At 60.4% G+C, this 23,142-nt stretch carries 17 protein-coding genes; 6 read left to right on the top strand and 11 right to left on the bottom strand.

What is annotated here, in order from left to right; genetic code table 11:
* Positions 1-2: 2 nt before the first annotated feature.
* On the top strand, positions 3-728 hold the full coding sequence (locus tag FG13_RS24375; protein WP_035825156.1) for a 16S rRNA (uracil(1498)-N(3))-methyltransferase: 726 nt from the start codon (positions 3-5) through the stop codon (positions 726-728).
* Positions 729-974: 246 nt separating this feature from the next.
* Here the strand turns inward: FG13_RS24375 and FG13_RS24370 are convergent, their stop codons facing one another.
* Positions 975-4,031, bottom strand: a complete 3,057-nt coding sequence (locus FG13_RS24370) for a TonB-dependent receptor (RefSeq protein WP_035825154.1) — start codon at positions 4,029-4,031, stop codon at positions 975-977.
* 1,498 nt (positions 4,032-5,529) lie between these two features.
* Here FG13_RS24370 and FG13_RS24365 point away from each other — a divergent pair.
* Entirely contained in the window at positions 5,530-7,158 is a 1,629-nt protein-coding gene (locus tag FG13_RS24365) for an NAD(P)/FAD-dependent oxidoreductase (protein WP_035825150.1), read from the top strand.
* Between the two features lie 15 nt (positions 7,159-7,173).
* Here FG13_RS24365 and FG13_RS24360 read toward each other — a convergent pair whose 3' ends face one another.
* The 6 genes from FG13_RS24360 to glnA form a co-directional block, all read right to left on the bottom strand.
* The gene (locus FG13_RS24360) at positions 7,174-8,547 is read right to left on the bottom strand and encodes a GAF domain-containing sensor histidine kinase (protein WP_035825147.1); all 1,374 of its coding nucleotides are present in this window, start codon (positions 8,545-8,547) and stop codon (positions 7,174-7,176) included.
* Positions 8,548-8,681: 134 nt separating this feature from the next.
* A complete protein-coding gene (gene corA / locus FG13_RS24355; protein WP_034760218.1) occupies positions 8,682-9,647 on the bottom strand; it encodes a magnesium/cobalt transporter CorA in 966 nt (321 codons plus the stop codon).
* 147 nt (positions 9,648-9,794) lie between these two features.
* Complete coding sequence (gene ntrC / locus FG13_RS24350) at positions 9,795-11,285, bottom strand: nitrogen regulation protein NR(I) (protein WP_035825145.1); 1,491 nt, start codon at positions 11,283-11,285, stop codon at positions 9,795-9,797.
* Between the two features lie 48 nt (positions 11,286-11,333).
* On the bottom strand, positions 11,334-12,422 hold the full coding sequence (gene glnL, locus FG13_RS24345) for a nitrogen regulation protein NR(II) (RefSeq protein ID WP_035825143.1): 1,089 nt from the start codon (positions 12,420-12,422) through the stop codon (positions 11,334-11,336).
* 5 nt (positions 12,423-12,427) lie between these two features.
* Positions 12,428-12,910 carry a DUF4124 domain-containing protein gene (locus FG13_RS24340; protein WP_051959661.1) on the bottom strand — a complete coding sequence of 161 codons (483 nt, stop codon included), beginning with the start codon at positions 12,908-12,910 and terminating at the stop codon, positions 12,428-12,430.
* Positions 12,911-13,094: 184 nt separating this feature from the next.
* Complete coding sequence (gene glnA, locus FG13_RS24335; RefSeq protein ID WP_035825139.1) at positions 13,095-14,510, bottom strand: type I glutamate--ammonia ligase; 1,416 nt, start codon at positions 14,508-14,510, stop codon at positions 13,095-13,097.
* A gap of 385 nt (positions 14,511-14,895) precedes the next feature.
* On the opposite strand from glnA, the gene FG13_RS24330 reads away from it, so the two are divergent.
* The 3 genes from FG13_RS24330 to FG13_RS24320 all read left to right on the top strand — a co-directional run bounded on the left by FG13_RS24330 (position 14,896) and on the right by FG13_RS24320 (position 16,146).
* On the top strand, positions 14,896-15,357 hold the full coding sequence (locus tag FG13_RS24330; RefSeq protein ID WP_035825137.1) for a rhodanese-like domain-containing protein: 462 nt from the start codon (positions 14,896-14,898) through the stop codon (positions 15,355-15,357).
* A gap of 157 nt (positions 15,358-15,514) precedes the next feature.
* A complete protein-coding gene (locus tag FG13_RS24325; RefSeq protein WP_035825131.1) occupies positions 15,515-15,865 on the top strand; it encodes a type II toxin-antitoxin system RelE/ParE family toxin in 351 nt (116 codons plus the stop codon).
* The gene (locus FG13_RS24320; protein WP_035825129.1) at positions 15,862-16,146 is read left to right on the top strand and encodes an XRE family transcriptional regulator; all 285 of its coding nucleotides are present in this window, start codon (positions 15,862-15,864) and stop codon (positions 16,144-16,146) included. Before FG13_RS24325 ends, FG13_RS24320 begins: the two co-directional genes overlap by 4 nt.
* A 4-nt stretch (positions 16,147-16,150) precedes the next feature.
* On the opposite strand, the gene FG13_RS24315 is transcribed toward FG13_RS24320, so the two are convergent.
* Positions 16,151-17,503 (bottom strand): TAXI family TRAP transporter solute-binding subunit, encoded by a 1,353-nt coding sequence (locus FG13_RS24315; protein WP_035828686.1) that lies wholly within the window; start codon positions 17,501-17,503, stop codon positions 16,151-16,153.
* Between the two features lie 131 nt (positions 17,504-17,634).
* Here FG13_RS24315 and FG13_RS24310 point away from each other — a divergent pair, with 131 nt between their 5' ends.
* The gene (locus FG13_RS24310) at positions 17,635-18,240 is read left to right on the top strand and encodes a glutathione S-transferase family protein (protein ID WP_035825126.1); all 606 of its coding nucleotides are present in this window, start codon (positions 17,635-17,637) and stop codon (positions 18,238-18,240) included.
* Here FG13_RS24310 and FG13_RS24305 read toward each other — a convergent pair.
* From FG13_RS24305 to FG13_RS24295, 3 genes are all read right to left on the bottom strand, one after another.
* Positions 18,237-18,617 carry a hypothetical protein gene (locus FG13_RS24305; RefSeq protein ID WP_035825124.1) on the bottom strand — a complete coding sequence of 127 codons (381 nt, stop codon included), beginning with the start codon at positions 18,615-18,617 and terminating at the stop codon, positions 18,237-18,239. The two genes, FG13_RS24310 and FG13_RS24305, sit on opposite strands and share 4 nt — an antisense overlap.
* Positions 18,618-18,677: 60 nt before the next feature.
* Positions 18,678-21,809, bottom strand: coding sequence for a transglycosylase domain-containing protein (locus tag FG13_RS24300; RefSeq protein ID WP_035825122.1), 3,132 nt, complete (start codon positions 21,807-21,809; stop codon positions 18,678-18,680).
* Positions 21,810-22,334: 525 nt separating this feature from the next.
* Entirely contained in the window at positions 22,335-23,120 is a 786-nt protein-coding gene (locus tag FG13_RS24295; protein WP_035825119.1) for a competence/damage-inducible protein A, read from the bottom strand.
* Positions 23,121-23,142: the final 22 nt, after the last annotated feature.

The raw sequence follows: 23,142 nt of genomic DNA, 5'->3' as shown, positions 1-23,142 counted from the left end.
GCATGCCGCGTTTTTTCTGCCCCCAGCCGCTCGTTGCCGGCACCACCATCGCCCTGCCGGAGGCTGTCGCCCATCATATCCAGGTCGTGCGCCTGGCGCCGGGCGACGTCATCACCCTGTTCAATGGCGAAGGCGGCGAAGTGCAGGCGAGCCTGGTGGCGATTGCCAAGCGCAGCGTGACGGCGGACATCCAGACGCACGTAGTGCGCGAAGCGGAGCTGCCCTACGCCGTGACCCTGGCGCAGGCGCTGCCGGAAGCGTCCAAAATGGACTGGATCATCGAAAAAGCCATCGAACTGGGCGCGGCGGGCATCGTGCCGCTGTCGGCGCAGCGCTGCGTCGTGCGCTTGTCCGCCGAGCGGGCCGAGAAAAAACTCGCGCATTGGCAAGGCATTATCGTTTCCGCTTCGGAACAAAGCGGACGCAACCGCCTGGCGCAGCTGGCGCCATTGCAAGATTTTAATAGCTGGAGCCGCCAGCAAGACTTACACAAACGCATCATCCTGACGCCGCGCGCGGAGCAGTCGCTGGCCGACTGGGCCCGCCACCAGCCGCCGCAAGCCATCACCGTGATGGTGGGCCCGGAAGGCGGGTTTTCGGAAGCGGAAGAAAAGGCGGCCCTGGCCGCCGGCGCCATCGGCTTGAGCATGGGCCCGCGCATCCTGCGCACGGAAACGGCGGGTCTGACGGCGCTGGCCACCTTGGCGGCATTGTGGGGCGGGATGTAGAAACAAGCCGTACCTGCGTTTTTCTGGCTGCGGCAAGCATTTGCCTCTCTGCCTCATTGACGCAGCATCTCCGTACCTCGTCAGCCCGGCCCCCATGGCAGGCGGCGGCACAAAGCGCATGCAAAAAAACACCCCGCAAGTGTCGCCACTTTGCGGGGTGTTTTATTTTGCCATCGAACCGCTTGCGCAGGACGCTGGCTGAACAGTCAAGCCAACCAAAAGGTCAACTCAAGCTGTCGGATTGCATCAGAACTTGTGGTTGTACTCGACCGACAATTTGACCGTGCGTGCTGCTTGCAGGGTACGGTATTCGTCGTAGTTAGCCAGAATGCCGGTACCGCTGCCATCATCGTAGGTTTCTTGACGAGCCGTTGCCGTTTGCGAGTTGGTCACGTTGAACACGTCAACTTTGAACTCGACACCTTTCAGTATCGATGGCTTGTAGGCCACGTTCATGTCCAGGCGTTTCTCGTATGGCATACGGCCAAGGCTACCACGTGGGGTCGGTTTGCCGCCGCAGAAGTAGTACTCTGCGCCGTAGCCAGGACCGCCGAATGGATTGTCTTCGCCAGCATCGGCAACCGGGTTGGTGCCCAAGCAAGTTTTCGGACGACCCGATTGGATCAACAGATTGGCGCCAACCGACCACTCGTTAGTGAACTCGTAGTAGCCGAATGCTTTCAACTGATGACGGCGATCGTTCGGCAGCAAGCCCATCGAATCCGGAGTGAACTCGGGGAAGTCCCAACCAGCCGAGGTACCAACGTCGGTTTGACCGGTATCGGAACGGGTTTGACCTTCCATGTTGCCGTAGCTACGCGACCACGTGTAGTTGATCTTGCCATACCAGCCATTGCGGAATGGATGTTCGGCAAACACGTCCAGAGCAGCGTACGTACGTTTCACTTTCGGGAAGCCCAGTTCTTCTTTGGACAGGTGCACGTAACGGCCACTGCCATCGGAACCGTTCAGCCATACCGTTGCATCTTCGCCCGGATTGAAGATGAAGCAAGGAATATCCGTAGCGGTAACAGGAATACCGTTTTTGGCGGCATACGCGCGCAGCGGACGAGTATCGCAGCTATCATCGATACCGGCGCCCAGTTTACGGTAGGTCGCCTTGGCGCCGAAGTTCAGGCTAGGGTTGTAGGCCTTTTCAAAGCCCAGCGTGATTTCATCCTGGTAGTTAGGCTTGAGATCTTTGACAACAACACTGCGCACGTCCTTGCGTTGGCCGTATTCATTGTCTGGCGAGATCGGGGTATTGATAGCAACCAGGCCCGTAGGCTGGCCTTGAGCGTCGATACCGGTATAGGTAAAGTCTTGCGTAATCAAGGTCGAACGGCTGGCGGCACGTGCAGCTACCTGGGTAGGCAATTGCAGGTGATAACGACCGGCGCTACCAAATACCTTCATCGAAGCGTCACCAAAGACGTCCCACGATGCGGCCAGACGCGGAGCGATCTGGTTTTTCACATCGATGAACTTCTCGCCGTCGCCGTTTTTGTTGGTGTATTGCTCATTACGCAAACCAGCCGTGATCAGCAAATTCTTGGTGACTTGATAACGATCTTCCAGGTATTGCGCCGATTGGGTTGCCGAAGCATCCGTCACGCTGGAGAAGTCCGACAGGCGTGCGTAGAAACCGCGCGTGCCGTAACCACCGAAATCACCGACCACGCCAGGACGACCGCCCGACAGGTTGACCGGTTTATTGGCATTAGCCGCACCTACAGTACGATAGCTCCACGAACCGCCACCAGCACGGAACTGGCCAGCGTTAACGGAATCGATTTCGTTGTGATCGACACCGACACGCAGGGTATGGCTACCCAGCTTGTATTCCAAGTCGGCACGGAAGGATTTCACCTTATCGCTACCAGGCTTGGTGATGTTGCCGGTCGCACCCGAGTATTTTTGGTAGCTGCGGTACAGATTCTGCGCGTCCAGCTCCGGTACACGACCAGCCACCGTGGAAGTAACCGAACGCAAGATGCCGTTCACGTCATAGTCTTCGTACGTGGTGCTGCGCGGTGCCTTGGAGATACCATACAAGGTCGTGAAGACCAGATCGTCGGTGAGTTGGCCCGTGTACTTCAGCGCATTCGACTCGGCACCGTTACCGCCGCCGTTCTTGTCGTTCTGTTCCGAGTACTTGACGCCGGTCGACTTGAACGTGTCGGTGTTCAAACCATACGCACGCTGGCGGTCTTTGGTGGTATCGCCGATCGAAGTCCATTCCAGGCGATGGTTATCGGTGATATTCCAGTCAAATTTGGCCAGGTAGCGGGTTTGCTCGACACGGCGGTCGGCCCAGCCATCGCGCGCCAGGGTGGTGCTGGCGGTGCTGTTGGCGATGCCGGTCTTGGTCGCGGTTTGATCCACGGCGACAAACATGAACAGTTTATCTTCCACGATCGGGCCACCCACGTACGCGCCGTAGTAGTTCTGCGTGCTCTGGCTGGTGTCACGACGGAAATGCAGCTTGCCATCCGTATCCGGATTCTCGCCCGTGTTTGGATAGTTGATATTCTTGGAATCCGAACGCATCGAGTTTGGCGTAATGGCCGCTGTTGCGCCAAATTCCCAATTATTGGTACCGCTCTTGGTCGTGACGTTGAGCACGCCACCGATGGAGCGGCCGAATTCGGCACCGAAACCGCCGGTCAGCACTTGCGCTTGAGCAATCGCACCAAACGGCAATTCCGACGAGCCGAGCTGAGTCAACGGATTGGTGACGGGGAAACCGTTGACATAGAACGCATTTTCCGACGCGCCGCCGCCGCCGATACTCGTGCCGCCATAAGCGGAATCAGCACGCGTGGTGTTCGGCGCCAGCAAAATGATCGAACTCAAGTTCGTGGCAACTGGCAACTTATCCAGTTCCTTCGCGGTGAAGATCGCGCCATTGTTGGTATTCGAGACATCGATACGGTTACGGCGGCCAGTCACTTGTACGGCCTGTACTTTGGAACCGAAGGATGCATCCACACCCTGGCCAATCACAACATCCGTTTCCTTCGATTCGATCACCTTGCCGTCGCGAATCAACTCAACTTTGTAGCGACCGATAGGCAATGCCGTGACCGTGTAGCGACCACCGGCCTCTACCGCAACGGTACGCTTCAGTCCCGTATCCAGATTTTGCAGCGACACGGTCGTGCCGGCAGGCGCCTCAACCGTACCGTAAATCGTACCGGATGCATTCGACTGTGCCATGACAGGCGCTACGACCATCGTGGACATGGCGCCGGCACTGAAGGCCAGCGCCAGGGCACGTACTAAAACAGTTTTTCTCAACATGTGGTTTCCTAATTATTAGATTAAGCGTCTCTGGTAGAGTTGCTTGGTAAATTTAAGCACTAAATCATGTTTAATACGTTTTTATTTCCGGTTTTAGTTTTTGATGACTTGACACTCCCCCGCCACTGATAGGACAGGCTTCAGACAAAACAGGAAAAACCTACTTGCCTAAGCGATACATAAAACCATAGGCGATTGTTCACTGTCAACATAGGAGAAAAATATGATGCAAAGATACAACAAAATGAACGGAGCGGGAAAAATGGCAAATGCGTCCAAGATTGTGCGGCAATGCACCATTTTGATGCGCTGCAAAAAAACGCATATTAATATGCGAAAAATTATTGTTTGAAAACACATGACGTTGGGCGCGCCTCGCGTGTATGGCTACAAGCTGAAATGCCTGCCGTGGCGCACCTGCAGCCCTTGGCGCCCTGCCTTTCAAGCACACGAAGCCTATGGGATGGCAGCATGCTTGTTGCAGATTGACAACACACGATGGAATTGAACTATTCAAATCTTAAGTTTTCAATTACATTGTATGAATATCTTCAACGAGAATATTCACATTTGAATATAAGTTATTAGATCCACCAACGATTACCAAAATCTTGCAGTGAAATTTTTATATTCAATATTAAAATAAATAACAAATAGAAATACACCTCGCATTCTCGCCCCTCTGAGAAACAAAAAAAATCAGCACCATCAAAAAATCATATCTGCACAATCAAAAGCAATTAACTCGGAAATGCAATAACCTCACCACTCAGGGAGAATCGCATTAAGTAATTCCGCAGTTATTGAACGTAATAATTTAAAATAAAAAGCAGGTTTGGATGGCCGGTGCCGGTGCGCAGCATCCTTCACGCGTGCGAAGCTTCAATGTGGCAGCGCCAGCAGCACGCTGCCATGCCATGCCACGATGGCAGCCTTCCCGAGGCTGCGAAAAATCCCCTCTCCCCGTATCGCTGCTGCACTTCTTGTCCATTCAACTTAGCAAGAAAATTCAGAATTTGCCTATACATATTGATAATCAATTTATTTGACCGCTAGCCCGCCTGATCAACCGGTACACGGACGTGTGTAATTTGAGCGAGCAAAAACAGCCCCCCCCCCCCAGCACACAAAATGAACTGTGCTCAAAGACAGGTAAAACACCTCGCCATCAACTTTTCAGGCAGAATTTGCCTACCGCATTGCAAATGCCAGCCGAGGCTGTTCAACGACAGGCTGGCGCACCCAAATGGTGCATTGCGGAAGTTTGCTGTCATGCCATAGCCTCATGTAGCCGATGCCACCATGACGTCAGGGGAAGCGCCGCCTCCTGCGCTGAACCCGGCCGCCGGCAACTTCCATGGGGCAGGAAAATGGCCCGACATCCGCCCGGGCAGCCATGCATTGCGTGCCAGAAGGAGTAAAATGCCGCCTTGCGTCGCGCCACGCGGCTGCCCACTCTCCGCTAGATACGGAGCCCTGCACTTTTCGGATAGACACCATGTTGCGACTCAACGAAGTAAAACTCCCCCTCGAACACGACGAAGCGGCCCTGCCTGCCGCCATCCTGGCGCGCCTGGACATAGCCGCCGCCGATTTGCTCGGCTTTACCGTCTTCAAACGCAGCTATGACGCGCGCAAGCGCAGCGCCGTGGTGTTGATTTACTCGCTGCATGTGGACGTCAAAAATGAAGCAGCCGTGCTGGCGCGCCTGCAGCACGATGTGCACCTGATGCCCGCGCCCGATACCGACTACAAATTCGTCGCCGGCGGCGAACAGCTGGCCGGCCACAGCACTGAACCGCGCCCCATCGTCATCGGCACGGGCCCGTGCGGCCTGTTCGTGGCGCTGATCCTGGCGCAGATGGGCTTGCGTCCCCTCATCCTGGAACGGGGCAAGCAGGTGCGCGAACGCACGGTCGACACCTTCGGCTTCTGGCGCAAGCGCGAACTGAATCCGGAATCGAACGTGCAGTTCGGCGAAGGCGGCGCCGGCACCTTCTCGGACGGCAAGCTGTACAGCCAGATCAAGGATCCCAAGCATTACGGCCGCAAGGTGCTGACGGAATTCGTCAAGGCAGGCGCGCCCGAGGAAATCATGTATGTGAGCAAGCCGCACATCGGCACCTTCCGCCTGGTCAAGATGGTGGAAGAAATGCGCGCCAACATCGAGCAACTGGGCGGCGAATACCGCTTCAGCAGCAAAGTAGTCGATCTCGACATCGTGCCGGGCGCCGATGGCGGCCAGGTGCGTGGCGTGGTGCTGGATAATGGCGAAACCATCGCCAGCAACCACGTCGTGCTGGCCATCGGCCACAGCGCGCGCGACACCTTCGAGATGCTGCACAAGCGCGGCGTGTACATCGAAGCGAAACCGTTCTCGATCGGCTTCCGCGTGGAACACCCGCAATCGCTGATCGACAGCTGCCGCTTCGGCCCCAGCGCCGGCCACCCTATCCTGGGCGCGGCCGACTACAAACTCGTGCACCACGCCAGCAATGGCCGTTCCGTCTACAGCTTCTGCATGTGCCCGGGCGGCACGGTGGTGGCGGCCGCCTCGGAACCGGGCCGCCTGGTGACGAACGGCATGAGCCAGTATTCGCGCAACGAGCGCAACGCCAACAGCGCCATCGTCGTCGGCATCACGCCGGCCGACTACCCGGGCGACCCGCTGGCCGGCATCGCCCTGCAGCGCGAACTGGAAGAGCGCGCGTTTGCCCTGGGCGGCGGCAACTACGATGCCCCGGGACAATTGGTTGGCGACTTCGTCGCTGGCCGCGCCTCGACGGAGTTCGGCAGCGTGGTGCCGTCCTACAAGCCGGCCGTGCACCTGACGGACCTGGCGCCGTCCTTGCCCGAATATGCGATCACGGCCCTGCGTGAAGCGTTTCCGGCGTTCAACAAGCAGATCAAGGGCTATTACAAGGCCGACGCCGTGCTGACGGGCGTGGAAACGCGTACCTCGTCGCCGATCCGCATCAAGCGTCGCGACGACAACCTGCAAAGTCTGAACACGCGTGGCCTGTTCCCGGCTGGCGAAGGCGCCGGCTATGCGGGCGGCATCCTGTCGGCGGCCGTCGATGGCATCAAGGTGGCAGAGGCGGTAGCGCTGTCGATGGCCGCCGCCTGAGGCCCGTACAGCAGATCAGGCTGCCAGCGGTAGCCTGATCTGTATATGGCAGCCGGGTGTGCTGTCGATGGCGCACACCTGACCGCCCAGTTGCTGCACGATCGTATAGACGATGTGCATGCCCAGGCCGGAGCCGCCCTGGCCCCGCTTGGTGGTGAAAAACGGTTCAAACATGTGTTCGCGCACGGCGGGCGCCAGGCCGATGCCGTCGTCGGAAAATTCCAGCAGCAGCCAGCGCGTAGCCGCCTCATCACCGTCCGCCTCGATGCGCGCGCGTATCGTGATGCGTCCCGGCCCGCCCTGCGGATAGCCGTGGCGGGCGCTGTTCATCAACAGGTTCGAGATGATTTGCGACAGCTTGCCGGCCGCCAGGCGCACCTGGCAATCGGGCGCGATATCGAGTTCCACGCCCAGCGCCGCCTTGCGCAGTTCCGGGCTGTGCGCCGACACCAGGCCGTGCACATAGTCGTGCAGGGCCAGGTCGGCCACGTATTCGCTGACCTGGTCCACGGCCAGCTGCTTGAAGTTGCCGATCAGGTCGGCGGCGCGCGCCAGGTTGCGCTCGATCAAGGCGGCCGCGCCTTTCAGCGACTCGGCAATGTCGATCAGTTCGGCGCGGCTGACCTTGGCGCCGCCCAGCAGTTGCACCAGCTGGTCGGCATAACTGCCCATGCTCGACGCCGCCGTCAGCGCCACGCCGATGGGCGTGTTGACTTCATGCGAGACCCCGGCCACCAGCGAACCCAGGGCCGCCATCTGCTCCTGCTCGATCAGGTTGGCCTGCGCCGCCAGCAGCGATTCGCTGCGCTGGCGCACGATTTCTTCCAGCTGTCGGGTGCGCTCCTGGTGCTGCAGCTCGGCCGCGCCGCGCGCCGAGAAGATCGACAGCAGCAGCAAGGCCAGCAAACGCTTGTTTTCATCGATGGGCCGCGTGTCGATGGCCGACAGGATGCCCAGGGTCTTGCCGTCGGTATCGATCAGCGGCATGCCGACATAGCTTTCGGCCCGCATGTCGACCAGGAGGCTATCGAATGGAAAGCGACGCTGGATGTCGCTGCCGTGAAAACACATGCTCTGGCAGGTCACGTCCTGGCAAGGCGTGTGCTGCAGGCTGTATTCGATATTCGGCTGGTAGCCATCGCCGCCCCACAGGGCCAGGGTGCGGATGCCTTCGCTGCCATCGTCCAGGCGTACCAGGCGCCCGGCGATCACATAGTGCACGTCGAGCGCTTCGGCCAGGTCCTTGACGAGGATGCGCAGGAAGTCGTCGCCCCGGGCGTGCGCCGTCGAGGCGGTGATCGAGCGCAGGGCCGCTTCCGCCAGGGTGCGCCGCTGCTCGGGATCGAACAGGGGTTCTTGCGAATTCACATCAAACAACGGAATACTCATGAATGCTCCTGCACGGCACCGGCAGCGCAGGCACAGCTGCCAGCGCGGCGATTCTCAGCCATGACCCGCCCCAGCGGACCTGCCGCGATTGTACCCCTGGATATTGTTCAATAATACAGATGCACAGGAATTTTTTACAACCAGCCGGAACGCTTGAACAAGTAATACATATAACCGCAGACACAGCTCATCACTGCCACGGCGGCCGGATAGCCATAATGCCAGTCCAGCTCCGGCATGAACTTGAAGTTCATGCCCCAGATGCCGGCAAACGCCGTGAACACGGCAAAGATGGCCGCCCAGGCTGCCAACTGCTTGTTCACTTCACTCTCGTCGATGGCCACCATCGACAGATTCACCTGGATCGCCGTGCTGATCGTGTCGCGGATGGTGTCGAGCGTGCCGTTGATGCGCGCCAGATGGTCGTGCACGTCGCGGAAATACTCCTGGGTATCGTGGCACAGCGGCGGCACGCGGCCGCCGTGCAGCTTGCCCACCGCTTCCATCAGCGGCGCCACCACGTGGCGCAAGACCATGACCTTGCGTTTCAACTGGTACAGCCGTTCGATATTGTCACGCTCGGTGCCACGGTCGAAGATGCGGTCCTCGATCAGTTCCAGCTCCGATTCCAGCGCGTCGAGCACGGGAAAGTAACGGTCGACGACGGCGTCCATCAGCGCGTACAGCACGAAAGCCGAGCCCTGGCGCAGCAAGTGCGGTTCGCGCTCGGCGCGCGCACGGACGCCGAGGAAACCCTGCGAGCTGTTGCTGCGCGACGAGAGCACGTAATTGGCGCCGACAAAAATGTCAACTTCGCCCAGCACCAGCTCGTTCTCGACCATTTCCACGGTTTTCACGACGGCAAACAGGGAATCGCCATATTCCTCGATCTTCGGACGCTGGTGGCCCCGCTGTGCGTCTTCCACCGCCAGTTCGTGCAGGCAAAACTCGTGCTGCATCTGTTTCAGTTCGTCCGGCGTGGCGTCGAGCAAGGCGACCCAGACGAAACAATCGGGGCGCTCGACGTAATCGCTGATATCGTCGATCGGCAAGTCGGCCAGTTTTTTGCCATCCTGGTAGGCCACGCAGTTTATGAGCATGCTATTCCACAGTTCAAGTTAACACCGGACGAAACAGTCCGGCAGGCGCCAGCTTACCTTATCGCCTGTCATTGTTGTGGGTGTTGTGGCGTGCGAGAAACGCCGCAAGGGAAAGCGGACGGGGCATAAACCCCGTCCAGACGGCAGTCAGTCGTCCTTGGCGCCGTCGATGCCCAGTTCGGATATCTTGCGGGTGATGGTGTTGCGGCCGATGCCCAGGCGCACGGCGGCGTCATTCTTGCGCCCGTGCGTATGCTTGAGCGCCGTCTTGATCAGGGCCGACTCGAATTGCCGCCCCAGCACGGCCATGACTTCCTGCTGCCCTGCGCCCAGCATGCCGGCCGCCTGCAATTCCAGTAAACCAATCCAGCCCGGCGGCGCGCCATTGGCAGGCGCGGCCGCTTCAAAGACCTGGCCGCCCTGCGCATGGGCAACGGCCGCCGGCACAGCTTCGCTCGCCGCCACCGTGGCGGCGCCATCGCCCTGCCCCTGCGTCAGTTCCAGCGGCAAGTCCTTGATTTCCACCGTCTGGCCCGGCGCCATGACGGTGATCCAGTTGCACAGGTTTTCCAGCTGACGCACATTGCCGGGCAAGTCGAGGCTGCTCAAGAACTGCATCGTCGGTTCGCTCATGCGCTTGGCTTCCACGCCCAGCTGACGCGCGCTTTGCACCAGGAAGTGGCGCACCAGAATGGGGATATCCTCGCGCCGCTCCCGCAAACTGGGCAGGCGCAGCCGGATCACGTTCAGGCGGTGATACAAGTCTTCGCGGAACAGGCCGTCGCGCACGCGTTGCTCAAGGTTCTGGTGCGTGGCCGTAATGACGCGCACGTTCGCCTTCATCGGCTGATGCCCGCCGACGCGATAGAAATGGCCGTCGGACAATACGCGCAGCAAGCGCGTCTGCAGGTCGAACGGCATGTCGCCGATTTCATCGAGGAACAGGGTGCCGTTCTCGGCTTGCTCGAAGCGGCCGCGGCGCGTCGTCTGCGCGCCCGTAAACGCCCCGCGTTCATGGCCGAACAGTTCCGATTCCAGCAAATCCTTGGGGATCGCCGCCGTGTTGAGGGCGATGAACGGCTGCGCCGCGCGCGGGCTGTGCTTGTGCAGCGCGCGCGCCACGAGTTCCTTGCCAGAACCGGATTCGCCCGTGATGAGTACGGTGACATTCGATTGCGACAGGCGGCCGATGGCACGAAACACTTCCTGCATGGCCGGCGCCTGGCCGAGGATTTCCGGCGTTTCGGACGGGCCCGACTCAACGCTCGTCTCGCGCAGGCTTTCTTCCAGCGCGCGGCGGATCAGCTCGACAGCCTTGTCGATGTCAAACGGCTTGGCCAGGTATTCGAAGGCGCCGCCCTGGAAGGCTGCGACGGCCGAATCGAGGTCGGAAAAGGCCGTGATGATGATGACCGGCAAGCCGGGAAAGCGCGACTTGACCGTCTGCAGCAATTCCAGGCCGGACGCGCCCGGCATGCGGATATCGGACACGAGCACTTGCGGCGTGTCAAATTCCAGCGCGGCGATGGCGTCGCGCGCATTGGCAAAACTCTTGGTGGCGAGATTTTCCCGCGCCAGGGCTTTTTCCAGCACCCAGCGGATTGATTCGTCGTCGTCAACTATCCAGATTGGCTTCATTAGTGTGTGCGTCCCGCAATGGATTTCATGGGTGGGATACCGCCTCGCTTATGGCAAGGGTAGAACGATCCTGAAATCGGTGTATCCAGGCCGGCTTTCGCACTCGATCACGCCCAGGTGCTGTTGCACGAAGGTTTGCGCCAAGGTCAGTCCCAACCCACTGCCGCCTTCCCTGCCCGACACCAGCGGGTAGAAAATCCGGTCGCGGATCTGGGGTGCGATGCCCGGTCCATTGTCAATGATATGCAAGTCTAATGCCAGGCCGTAACGAACCTTGGCCAGGGTCACCTGGCGCGCCACGCGCGTCTTGAAAATGAGCTCCGCATCGCCCGCTTCGATGCGTTCGGCCAGGGCTTGCGCCGCGTTGTGCGCGATGTTGAGCACGGTCTGTATCAATTGCTCCTTGTCGCCGCGAAACTCGGGAATCGACGCGTCGTAGTCGCGCGAAATGGTCAGACCGCTGGGAAATTCCGCCAGGATCAGGCTGCGCACCCTTTCGCATACTTCGTGGATATTCACATCGCCCACGATATGCGGGCGGCGGTGCGGCGCCAGCAGGCGGTCGACCAGGGTTTGCAGGCGGTCCGCTTCCTTGATGATGACTTGCGTGTATTCGCGCAGCTCGCTCAGGTGCAGGGCCGGCAATTCCAGTTCCAGCAGCTGCGCCGCGCCGCGGATGCCGCCCAGCGGGTTCTTGATTTCATGCGCCAGGTTGCGGATCAGCTCCTTGTTGACCTGGCTCTGGTCGAGGATGCGCTCCTCACGGTCGAGTTTTAATTGCTGCACGTTTTCGCGCAGTTCGATCAGCACGCCGTCGCGCGGCGCGTCGAGCGCGCTGACGATGCTGTGCACGCGCAGCGGCTCGCGCCCCAGGCGCTCCAGGCTCAGGTCCTGGCGCAAGTCGGAAAATTTATGTTCGAGTGCCTGCGCGCAAATGCCGGCCAGCTCCTCGGGATTCAAGAACAGCGCCGTCAGCTTTTGCCGCGACAGGGCCTTCAATGAGCTTTCCAGCAGGTTTTCCGCCGCCGCGTTGGCATAGCTGATGCGGCCGTCGCCATCGAGCAGAATCACGGCCGAGGCCAGCAAATCAAGGCCGGCCAGGTGGGCGGGACGGCTGGAATGGTTGTCTAGTGTCATGTGCTTTACCGAATATTCGCGATCTCGCGTTTCAGGGCCTCGACGTTCTGCTGTGTCCGGCCAATGTTGTCCTTCAACTGCGCCACTCTTTCCTGGTATTTCGCATAGTTACGCTCATTGCCCTGACGTTCGGGCTGGCCGCCATTGAATTCCAGCCGCTGCGCCGCCAGTTTCTGCTCTTCGCTGCGCAATTCGTCCTGCAGGATCTGGCGCCGGTCCAGGTCGCGCGCGCGCTGCTCGGCGCCATCGACCTTGGGAAACGCGCCAGCGACAGGCGCCGCCGTGGCCGCCGCCTGTGTGGCGGGCCGGGCCGGCGCGCCGGCCAGCGGCGCCGTCTTGCGTGGCGGCTCCGTCATGGCGCCCGGCAAATCGAGCAGCTGGCAATGCGCGCCAGCCCGCTTGTCCGTGTACGTCTTGTGTCCTTGCGTATCGGCGCAGACATACAACTGCCCGTGCGCCTGTGCCGCCGCGCCCAGCAATCCTGCCATCAGCGCCATTCTGTAATGCTTGGTCAATCTTCACTCCTGTCGGCTCGTGCCGTATCAATCCTTGGCCGACTATACAACACCGTACTGTCACCGCCTTGGCGTACAGCATAAAAAAAACGCGGGCAAGACCATCGCCTCACCCGCGTTTTTTATTCACTACCGGCATGTTGCCGGCGTGGCGCCATTACAGCGAGTAGTACATGTCGAACTCGGCAGGATGCGTGGTCATGCGCATGCGCTGTACGTCCTGCATTTTCAGTTCCAGGTAAGCGTCGATCATCGAATCGCTGAACACGCCGCCACGGGTCAGGAACTCGCGGTCCTTGTCCAGTGCATCCAGAGCTTCTTCCAGCGAAGCGCACACGGTCGGGATCAGTGCGTCTTCTTCCGGCGGCAGATGGTACAGATCTTTCGAGGCGGCTTCGCCCGGATGGATCTTGTTGGCAACACCGTCCAGGCCAGCCATCAGCAGTGCGGCGAAGCACAGGTACGGGTTCGCCAGTGGATCCGGGAAGCGCGCTTCGACGCGGCGGCCTTTTGGATTGGCCACGTGCGGGATACGGATCGAGGCGGAACGGTTTTTCGCCGAGTACGCCAGTTTCACTGGGGCTTCGTAGCCTGGTACCAGACGCTTGTACGAGTTGGTGCCCGGGTTGGTGATCGCGTTCAGTGCCTTGGCGTGCTTGATGATGCCGCCGATGTAGTACAGGGCGAAATCGGACAGGCCGGCATAGCCGTCGCCAGCGAACAGGTTCTTGCCATCTTTCCATACGGATTGATGCACGTGCATGCCCGAACCGTTGTCGCCAACGATAGGTTTCGGCATGAAGGTAGCGGTCTTGCCATAGCTGTGCGCCACGTTCCACACCACGTATTTCAGGTTTTGCGTCCAGTCGGCGCGCTCGACCAGGGTCGAGAACTTGGTGCCGATTTCATTCTGGCCGGCGCCGGCCACTTCGTGATGATGTACCTCAACCGGGATGCCCAAGGACTCGAGAATCAGGCACATTTCCGAACGCATGTCCTGGAAGCTGTCCACTGGTGGCACGGGGAAGTAGCCGCCCTTGACGGTAGGACGGTGGCCGCTGTTGCCGCCTTCGATGTCCTTGCCGGCCGACCACGAACCTTCGTCCGAACCGATCTTGACGAAGCAGCCCGACATGTCGATCTTCCAGCGCACGCTGTCGAAGATGAAGAATTCTGGCTCAGGGCCGAAGTAGGCGGTGTCGCCCATGCCCGACGATTTCAGATAGGCTTCGGCGCGTTTCGCGATCGAGCGCGGGTCGCGGTCGTAGCCCTTGCCGTCCGACGGTTCGATCACGTCGCACTGCATGAACAGGGTCGTTTCTTCCATGAACGGGTCGATATTGGCCGTGTTTGGATCCGGCAGCAAGATCATGTCGGACGCTTCAATGCCTTTCCAGCCAGCGATCGAAGAACCGTCAAAGGCGTGGCCCGACTCGAATTTGTCCATGTCGAAGTGCGACACGGGAACCGTCACGTGCTGCTCTTTACCACGGGTATCAGCAAAGCGGAAATCAACGAATTTGACTTCGTTTTCTTCTACCATCTTCAAGACTTCTGCGGCTGTCATTGCCATGCGTATCTCCTAAATGAATGTGGGGTGAGCCGACCTTAGTGCGTCTGGGCTGATGAAGCGAAGCAAACATTGCGTGCCACCAAAACTCATAAGGATCATAGCAGATTCCATGCCAGCTTCTGATGGGATGTGGCGGCCCAAGTCAAAACCCGGCCTTGCCAGTGAAAGTTTTCCTGCCCGCGATTTTCCTGCTGTGTTTGCGTCAAATCAAGAATGCACTAAGCAAGTGCAAAAAACGAATAACGCACCATTATCGTGCATTTTGTGCCGATTCTTGAAAAATGCCTCGTTGTGGTGCATACGCGATGCACCATGGTTTTCCGTTTGCGAGGCGCGGACGGCGCACTATAATCGTCCACACCTGCCCACTTTCATCGAGGACGCCATGACCACCGCCGCCGACATCCTGACCACCGCCCGCAGCCGGGCCAATGAAGGTACGCCGTATGCCGGCGCCGTCACGCCGCAGGAAGCGTATGACCTGCTGCAGGGCGATCCCGCCGTCAAGCTCATCGACGTGCGCACGAATGCCGAGCGCGACTGGGTGGGCCGGGTCGACATCGCTGATACCCAGCATGGTGCGGTACAGTGGGCCATCTACCCCGGTGGCGTGCCGAATCCCGATTTTATGCAGCAACTGGCCGCCCAGGCCGGCAAGGACGAGGTGCTGCTGTTCCTGTGCCGCTCCGGTGTACGTTCGCGCCACGCCGCCAAGCTGGCGACCGAGCACGGCTACCTGCACTGCTACGACATCCTCGAAGGCTTCGAAGGCGACAAGGACGCCGACGGCCACCGCAAGCAGATCGGCGGCTGGTGCAAGGCGGGACTGCCGTGGCTGGGCGCCTGACGCTGGCCAACTGACTATCTGAACAGTGTTTGATCTGGCAGGCCACCTTGCGGCCCGCCATCGGCTACAACCATCCATGCGCGCCCGATTTTTTCAACTGCGGCGCAAATTCTCCTTGCGAACATGTACCTTATATAGTACAACGTAGAGGTGCGTCATGGATGCTTCCGGCTTGCGGCAGATTACCCTGCTGTTCTATGCGAACGGCAATGGCGGCGAACCCGTGCGCGACTGGCTCAAATCGTTGCCAGTTGAAGACCGCCATGTTATCGGGCAGGATTTGATGCATGCGCAATGGCGCTGGCCCGTCGGCATGCCCTTGTGCCGCCATTTGGGGCAAGGATTGTCGGAAGTACGCAGCAGCCTGCCCGGCAACCGCATCGCCCGCGTACTGATCTGCCATCATGGCGATTGCCTGGTGGCGCTGCACGGCTTTATCAAGAAAACCCGCGCCACGCCCGATGACGACCTGGCGCTGGCCCGCAAACGCTACAAGGAATTGACATGAACGCCACCGCTCCGCACCTCGGCAGCAGTCTCGACGACTTCCTCAAGGAAGAAGGCATTTTCGAGCAAACGCAAAACCGTGCCATCAAGGAAGTGATCGCCTGGCAACTGACGCAGGCGATGCAGGAACAATCGATGTCGAAGACGCGCATGGCGGCCCTGCTGCAGACGAGCCGCTCGCAACTCGACCGCCTGCTCGACCCCAGCAGCGACGTCACCCTGTCGACCCTGGAGCGGGCCGCCGCACTGGTGGGACGCAAGCTATCGATCACCCTCGTGTAAATCCTCAGGCCGGCTCGCCCGCCTCGGCGGCAGGATGCTCGCCCATCAGGGTCAGGATGCGCTTGCGCACGAAATTGATGTGGCTGCGCAAGCCATACAGGCCATCGGCAAACGACAGGGGAATCGAGATCTGGTTGACCATCTCCTCGATCTGGTCGAGCCGTTTCAATTGCGCCGCATACACTTGCGCACGCAGCTCTGGCGGCACGTCTTCCAGCGCCTGCTCCACCGTGCGCAACTGGCCGTACCAGCGGTACACCCGCGAACGGATGCGCCACACGTACAAGGGCGGCACCACGCGCGACAGCGGTAAAATCAGCGCGCCCAGGGCCACCACCAGCACCCACATACGGTCAAAGAAATTGGCCAGCCAGAAACTCATGTAGCGCTGCAGCACGGGCGCGCCATCCTTGTAGAATTTCAGCGCTTCGGGCGCCACGGGAATTTCCGTGTAGCGCGCGGACGGGAACTGCCCCTGCTGCTGGAACCAGCCCGTGCCGCCATGGATGCCGGCCGCCGCCTGCACGAACAGGTCGATCAGGGCCGGATGCAAGTCTTCGCGCGCGACCAGGGTAGCCGTCGGCGCGATCAAATGATAATCCTGCGCGGGAATATTCTGCCCCAGGTCGACGATGCCACGTGGCAAGACAACATGCGTGAGGAAAGGCAAACGCCGCGTGTAGGCTTCCGCTTGCGAAAAATCAAACAGCTTGATGCCCGGCGTTTGCAGCAGCATCTGGATCAGCGGCGCTTCCGGCGCCGAGCTGAACACGAGACCGTCGATGCGCCCTTCCAGCAGCTCCACCGTGGCGGGCGTGTTTTGCAAGTCGCTCACCGTCAATTCCTTCGCTTCGACGCCATTCACAGACAGCAACTGCCGGAACAGGCCGGGCACGCCCGTGCCCTCCGGCCCCAGGTTGATCTTCAGGCCCTTCAATTGCGTCAGTTCCGTCACGGCCTTGTCTTCGCGCATGAACAGCCAGACGGGTTCCGTAAACAGGCTGCCGAGGGAAATGAGGCCATGGCGCTCGGCATCGTCGTGTTCCGTCGAGCCACTTTGCACGAAAGCAATATCGGTCTTGCCCGCGTTCAGGCGCTGCAGGTTTTCCTGCGAGCCCAGCGACGGCTGCAAGGTCACCTTGATGCCGTGTTTGGCCAGGGTAGCCGCATATTTCTTGCCGAATTCTTCGTACGCGCTATTGTCCTGCCCGGTCGACAGGCTCACCTGGCGTGGCGGTGCCGGGTCGACCAGCCAGTAAGCGAGCGCGCAAAACGCGCCGACCAGCAGCAAGGTGGGACCGGCGGTGGCGAGAAAATCGCGCACGGAAAAGCGGCTGAACGCGAGGATTTTGGACATGTGGTGGCGCATAGGTTTCATGGGTGGCTACGATGCCAAGAAAACCTCAACTATGCAAGGCACTTTCACATGCACGGCGTGGCCAAATCCGCTACAGTGCTGGATCGACCATCTGCCTTCTGGAGCCCTGCATGCTGAAAATTCTTGGAAAAGCCGCCTCGATCAATGTCCGCAAAGTCCTGTGGACGTGTGAGGAACTCGATCTGCCCTATGAACGCGAAGACTGGGGTAGCGGCTTTCGCAGTACCGACGACCCGGCCTTCCTGGCCTTGAACCCGAACGCCATGGTGCCCGTGCTGCTCGACGGCGACCTGGTGCTGTGGGAATCGAACACGATTTGCCGCTACCTGTGCGCCCAGGCGGGCCGCGACGACTTGCTGCCAAGCATGCCCCGCGCCCGCGCGGAAGTGGAAAAATGGATGGACTGGCAAATGGGCGACCTCAACAACAGTTGGCGCTACGCCTTCATGTCGCTGGTGCGCCAGAGCCCGGCACACCAGGATGCGGCGCAGCTGGCAACTGGTATTGCCGGATGGAACAAAATGATGGGCGTGCTGGAACAGCAGTTGCAGCGCACGGGCGCCTACGTCTGCGGCGAAGCCTTCACCCTGGCCGATATCGTGCTGGGCCTGTCCGTCAAGCGCTGGCTGATGGCGCCGATGCAACGCCCCGACTACCCGGCCATCGCCGCGTATCACGCGCGCCTGGAAGATAAAACGGCCGTGTTTGCCGGCTAATCGAGTTCGATTGCCTCGACCGTGCCGCCGATGACATAGCAATCGCCATCGCGGCGCACCTCATCGAGGGTCGCCGGGTCATCGTGCGTGTAGGTGCCGTCGATATCGACGCACCACACGTCGCCGTAACGCAGCAGCTTCACGCCACAGCAGATGCGGTTGATGAAGTTGCCCGGCGTCTTGATCATCAATTCGCGCACGTCGCCCACCGTGATGGCGACCTGGCGCCAGACGTTGCCTTCCAGCCCATGATTTCTTGCGTACAAGACGATGCGCACGGCCTGCACGCCGCCGGGCTGATACTGCTGCTCGATGGACACGAGAGCGCCATCGTCAAAGCGGTGGTATTGCTGAAAAATCTGCTGCGTCTTGTCCAATTGCACTCCTCAAAAAAAAAGCCGGCCTTGCGGGCCGGCGTTCACACAGGCTAGATACTTTTAATTAGTACACTGCTTGGCCACGCCTTCGGCCGGCGCGGGCGCCTCGATCAGCGGCATCAAACTTGGCGCCAGCGACACCAGCAGTTGCACGGGCAAGGCGCTCGTGAAATCGTAGTTTTTCGATTCCGGCCCCCGCACATACGCCGTCATGCTGCCATAGAAGCGCTCGCCGATATTGAACACAAATGTCGCCGAACGGTTCACATAGCGCGACTCGATCAGGCGGCCACCGGCGCCATACACGTCGAAACGCTGGTCGCCCGTGCCCGTCTTGCCGCCCATCGGGATCGGCACGCCGTCGGCGCCGACAAATGCCGTCTTCGCCCGTTTCGCCGTGCCGTCCGACACCACTTCGCGGATGGCCTTGGCCACCGCTTTGGCCACGTCCGGCGACAATACTTGCTCCGCTTCCACCTTCGTGCCCCGCTTGACCATGGTGTCATATGGCGTGTTGGCGGCGAAATGCATGGAATCGATGCGCACGCTCGGTTTGCGCACGCCATCGTTGATGATGATGCCCATCAACTCGGCCAGCGCGGCGGGACGGTCGGCCGACGCGCCCAAGGTCGTCGCATACGACGGCACGAGCGAATCGAAGGGATAGCCCATCTTCTTCCACTGGCGGTGGATTTCCAGGAATCCTTCCACTTCCAGCAAGTTGGCGATGCGGCGGTCCTGCGCATGCTTGCGGTGCGTATTGAACAGCCATTTATAGACTTCCTGGCGTTCCTTCTCGCTGGCCGCCACCATCTGCGACAGGGTGGAGCCTTCGTGCTGGCGCAGATACGCCACCATCCACAGTTCCAGCGGATGCACATTGGCCAGATAGCCGCGGTCGGCCAAGGACCAGTTTTCCATCGCGTACTGCTGGTACATCTTGGCCACGCGCTCGGGCGGCACTTCGTTTTGCGACGTCAAGTTGGCGTTGAGGAAATCGCCAAATTCCGCGACGGTCCCCTTCGGATTGACGGTGCGGAAGATATTGGCCAGGCGCACGGGGGTCGGGCGGATGCTGGCCAGCAGGATTTTTTCCTGCTCGTCGACGCTCTTGCCACGGTATTTCTGATAGAAGCGGTGCAGGAACTCGCGCCCTTCCTTGTCGGCAAAACGGCTCAGGTACTGGGCGCGGCGCGGATCATCCGCGTCCGCCAGCAGCGAAGCCGACGAATCGGGACGCGAGAACATGTAGTAGCGGGCCACGTCGCGCATCAGGCGTACGAACACCAGGTTAGTCGACTGGCGCAGCGCCTGCTGCAAGGTCATGATGCGGCTGTCGTCAAGCTTGGAGAAGTTGCCGAAATGGTGCAAGCCGCCGCCCGTAAAGAAGCCTTCGCCCGGGTTGCCCGAATATTTGCGCTCCATGGCGGCTGCCAGCATGGCCGGCAGGTTGCGCGCCTCGCCGATGGCCAATGGTTTCAGATAGGCAATCGCCCACTGCGACAGCATGTCCTTCGGATCGACGGCAATTTTATTCAGCTCGGCGGCGCCCATGCCGCTGTAGCGCTGGTGCAACTGGTCGATGATGTCCAGGTAGGTAACCAGGGTGCGCAGCTTGGCGGTGGAACCGAGGTCCAGCTTGGCGCCCTCGTTGATGTCGAGCGGCTGGTCATAGTTATCGGTCTGCACGCGCAGCAAGTTGGCCTGGTCGCCCTTTTGCAGCAGGGTAAAGCTGTAGACGACATTGGCAGGGTCGCCATTGCCCAGCATGCCCTTGCCCGTCAGGCCGGCCGCTTTCGCCACTTCCGGGTCGCGCAATTCGCGCAAGACCTTGGTGACGGCGTTTTGCGCCTGTGCATCAAGCGTGCTGACCACTTTCAGGTCGAGACGGTCGAGGTTGTACAAGCGCGGATCGCCCAGCATGCTGGCCAGGTGATTGCGCACGGCATTCGAGGCCTTGCGTGTGACAAACGAGGTCGATGCTTCCGATTGCACGCCGGAGGCCGTCGACGGACGCAGCTTCTCGGCGATGGCCGCATTGCGCAGCTGCGGCGAAATCACGCCCGCTTGCGCCAGCAGGCGCAGATGGCTGTTCGTCAATTCTTCCAGGTCGGCGCCGCCGGCCACCAGGTAATGCGAAGGACGGCGCTGCGCGATCAGCAGGCTCAGCGCCTGCTTGTAGGCCAGCGCACTGCCCGGCTGGTCCATATTACCCTTGAGCAAAGTTTTCACTTCGGCAAACGGACGGCCATACCAGACCCACATGCCGTCGCCAATGCCGTTGACTTCGCCAAAGCCGCTTTTTGCCGACAGCGGCACGGTATTGAGGTAATTGACGACGATCCTGCGCCGCGCTTCCATGGTGTTTTCGCCATCCTGGTACGAGCGCAGGCTGGCCGAAATCATCTGCATCAGCTTGTCCTGCATGGAACTGGTGCGTCCGTCTTCCGAATGGCGATATTTTTCAATCTGCGTGGCCAGGGTGCTGCCGCCGCCACCGCGGTGGCCGCCGAACAGGTTCAGCGCCTTGTCGAGGACAGCCTTGCTCAGGCGGTCCCACTCCACGGCGGGATTGCGCTCGGGCGTGCCCGGGTCCAGCAATTCGCGGTTTTCGATGAACAGCAGGCTTTGCACGAGCGCGGGCGGCGCTTCGGCGAAGCCGTCGAACATGCGCTCGGGATAACTGGCCGCGAACAGCGGCGCGGCGCGGCAATCGAGGATGGTCAGCCCGGCGCGGTTTTTCTCGTGATATGTGGCAAAGATGCCCCGGTCGACCAGTTGCACCATCTTCGGCGACATGCGCGCCTGCGCCGTCACTGCATAGTCGCGCGCGTTGAGCTTGGTGATGAAGTCCGGCAAGCTGGCATAGCCGAGCCGTTCGTCATACGGGCCGTGCTGCGGATAGCGGATGGCGCCCGCCGGTGCGGGGCCGGGCTCGACCTTGAACGCCAGCTGGCGGTCCAGGCGCGTGAAAAACTCCGCCTGCAAGGCCGACGTGCGCACTTCGCGCATGACGAACCACGCCACGCCGGCGATCAGCGCCAGCACGATGATGGCAAAGATGGGCCAGATGCGCGAACGGCGGCGCTTCTTCGGCGGGCTCGCCGGCGGTGGCGCCTCGGCGCCCGTGTCGGAGAGTGGATCAGAAGGGGGCCGCTCTTGCGCGGCCAGATTGACGCCTGTGTCTTTCATGGGATGCTGGGGTAAGGTTGGGTTTGGACGGCGCGGGAAATGCGGTAGCGATACCGCTCCGCGCGGGATAAGACCAGGGCCGGCCAGGGCCGGTCACGACAAAGCTTGCTTAACATGATGTCCATACCGGTGAATCAAAAAAACACGCTGCTGCACAGGCAGGCAACCCCGCGTTCGACACGCCAGGCTCCTGTTCACCATTCCACCACATCGGCATGAGAACGACTGACGAGCGCACACAAAAATCTTGCTTCATTGAAGATTTTCGCAAAAAAACAACGTCTTGGAATGTACGCTTGCGTACTAAGAGCCTATCCCAGTAGATGAATACATCCCCTGCTGGCGCCCCTCAGAAGCGGGGACTGCGTTGATCGTCGTTGCGTGGCTCGCCACGCGTCCTCCTCACGCCTTGTCCGCGCTCCTGATGCGCTGCCAGCAGAAGACGCTCCCTACTGGGATAGGCTCTAAGATGCAAAGCGGGCTGGACGCCAGCGAAAAAGCCGCCGGCGCCGGGCTGGCTGCATGTCAGATGGTGGTGTATTCGGCCTGCAAGGTATCGAGCGCGGCGCACATCTGCGCGAAGGCGGCCGTCGCTTGCGAGGGCTCGCCCTTGACGCCCAGTTCGATATGCCGGCGCGTCTGCGCATCGCCCACGCTGGGCAGGCTGAATACCTTAATCAGCGGAAACTCCGCTTCCAGGCGCACCATCAGCGGCGTCAGCAGGGATTCGGCCGTTTCATACACGAGCAAGGCATGTTCCGCGTGCGGCACCTGGTTGAACAGGTGGGCGTAATGCGTGTCGAGCACCCATTCGATCATGGGCCAGGACATGACGGGAAAGCCCGGCACGAAGTAATGCTCGCGCACGGCAAAGCCGGCAATCTTGTTGTACGGATTCGGAATCAGCTCGGCGCCGTCGACAAATTCCGCCATTTTCAGGCGGTGCAGGTTTTCCGGCGAGTTCAAATCGGCCGGCACGCCCGCCTCTGCTCCCATTTCCGTGATGCGTTGCTGGATATTGACCTTGCCCTGCGGATGCAGCACCAGTGGCAAGCCCAGCGCATCGGCCGCCGCCTGGCGCGTATGGTCGTCCGGGGTGGCGCCAATGCCGCCAAAGCTGAAGACGATGTCGCCGCTGGCAAAGCTGCGCTTGAGCAAGGCAACCAGGCGGGCTGGCTCGTCGCCCACGTATTCCGCCCAGCTCAGCTGCAATCCGCGTTGCTTGAGCATTTGTACTACTTTCGGGAAATGCTGGTCCGTGCGCTTGCCCGACAGGATTTCGTCGCCGATGATGATCAATCCGATAGCCATGAAGCTCCCTCGTAGAATTCGA

Source organism: Janthinobacterium sp. RA13, from assembly GCF_000745325.1.
Lineage (GTDB): Bacteria > Pseudomonadota > Gammaproteobacteria > Burkholderiales > Burkholderiaceae_D > Janthinobacterium > Janthinobacterium rivuli.
Note: the sequence above shows the minus strand (reverse complement) of the source record. Positions and strands in the feature narration are given on the sequence as shown.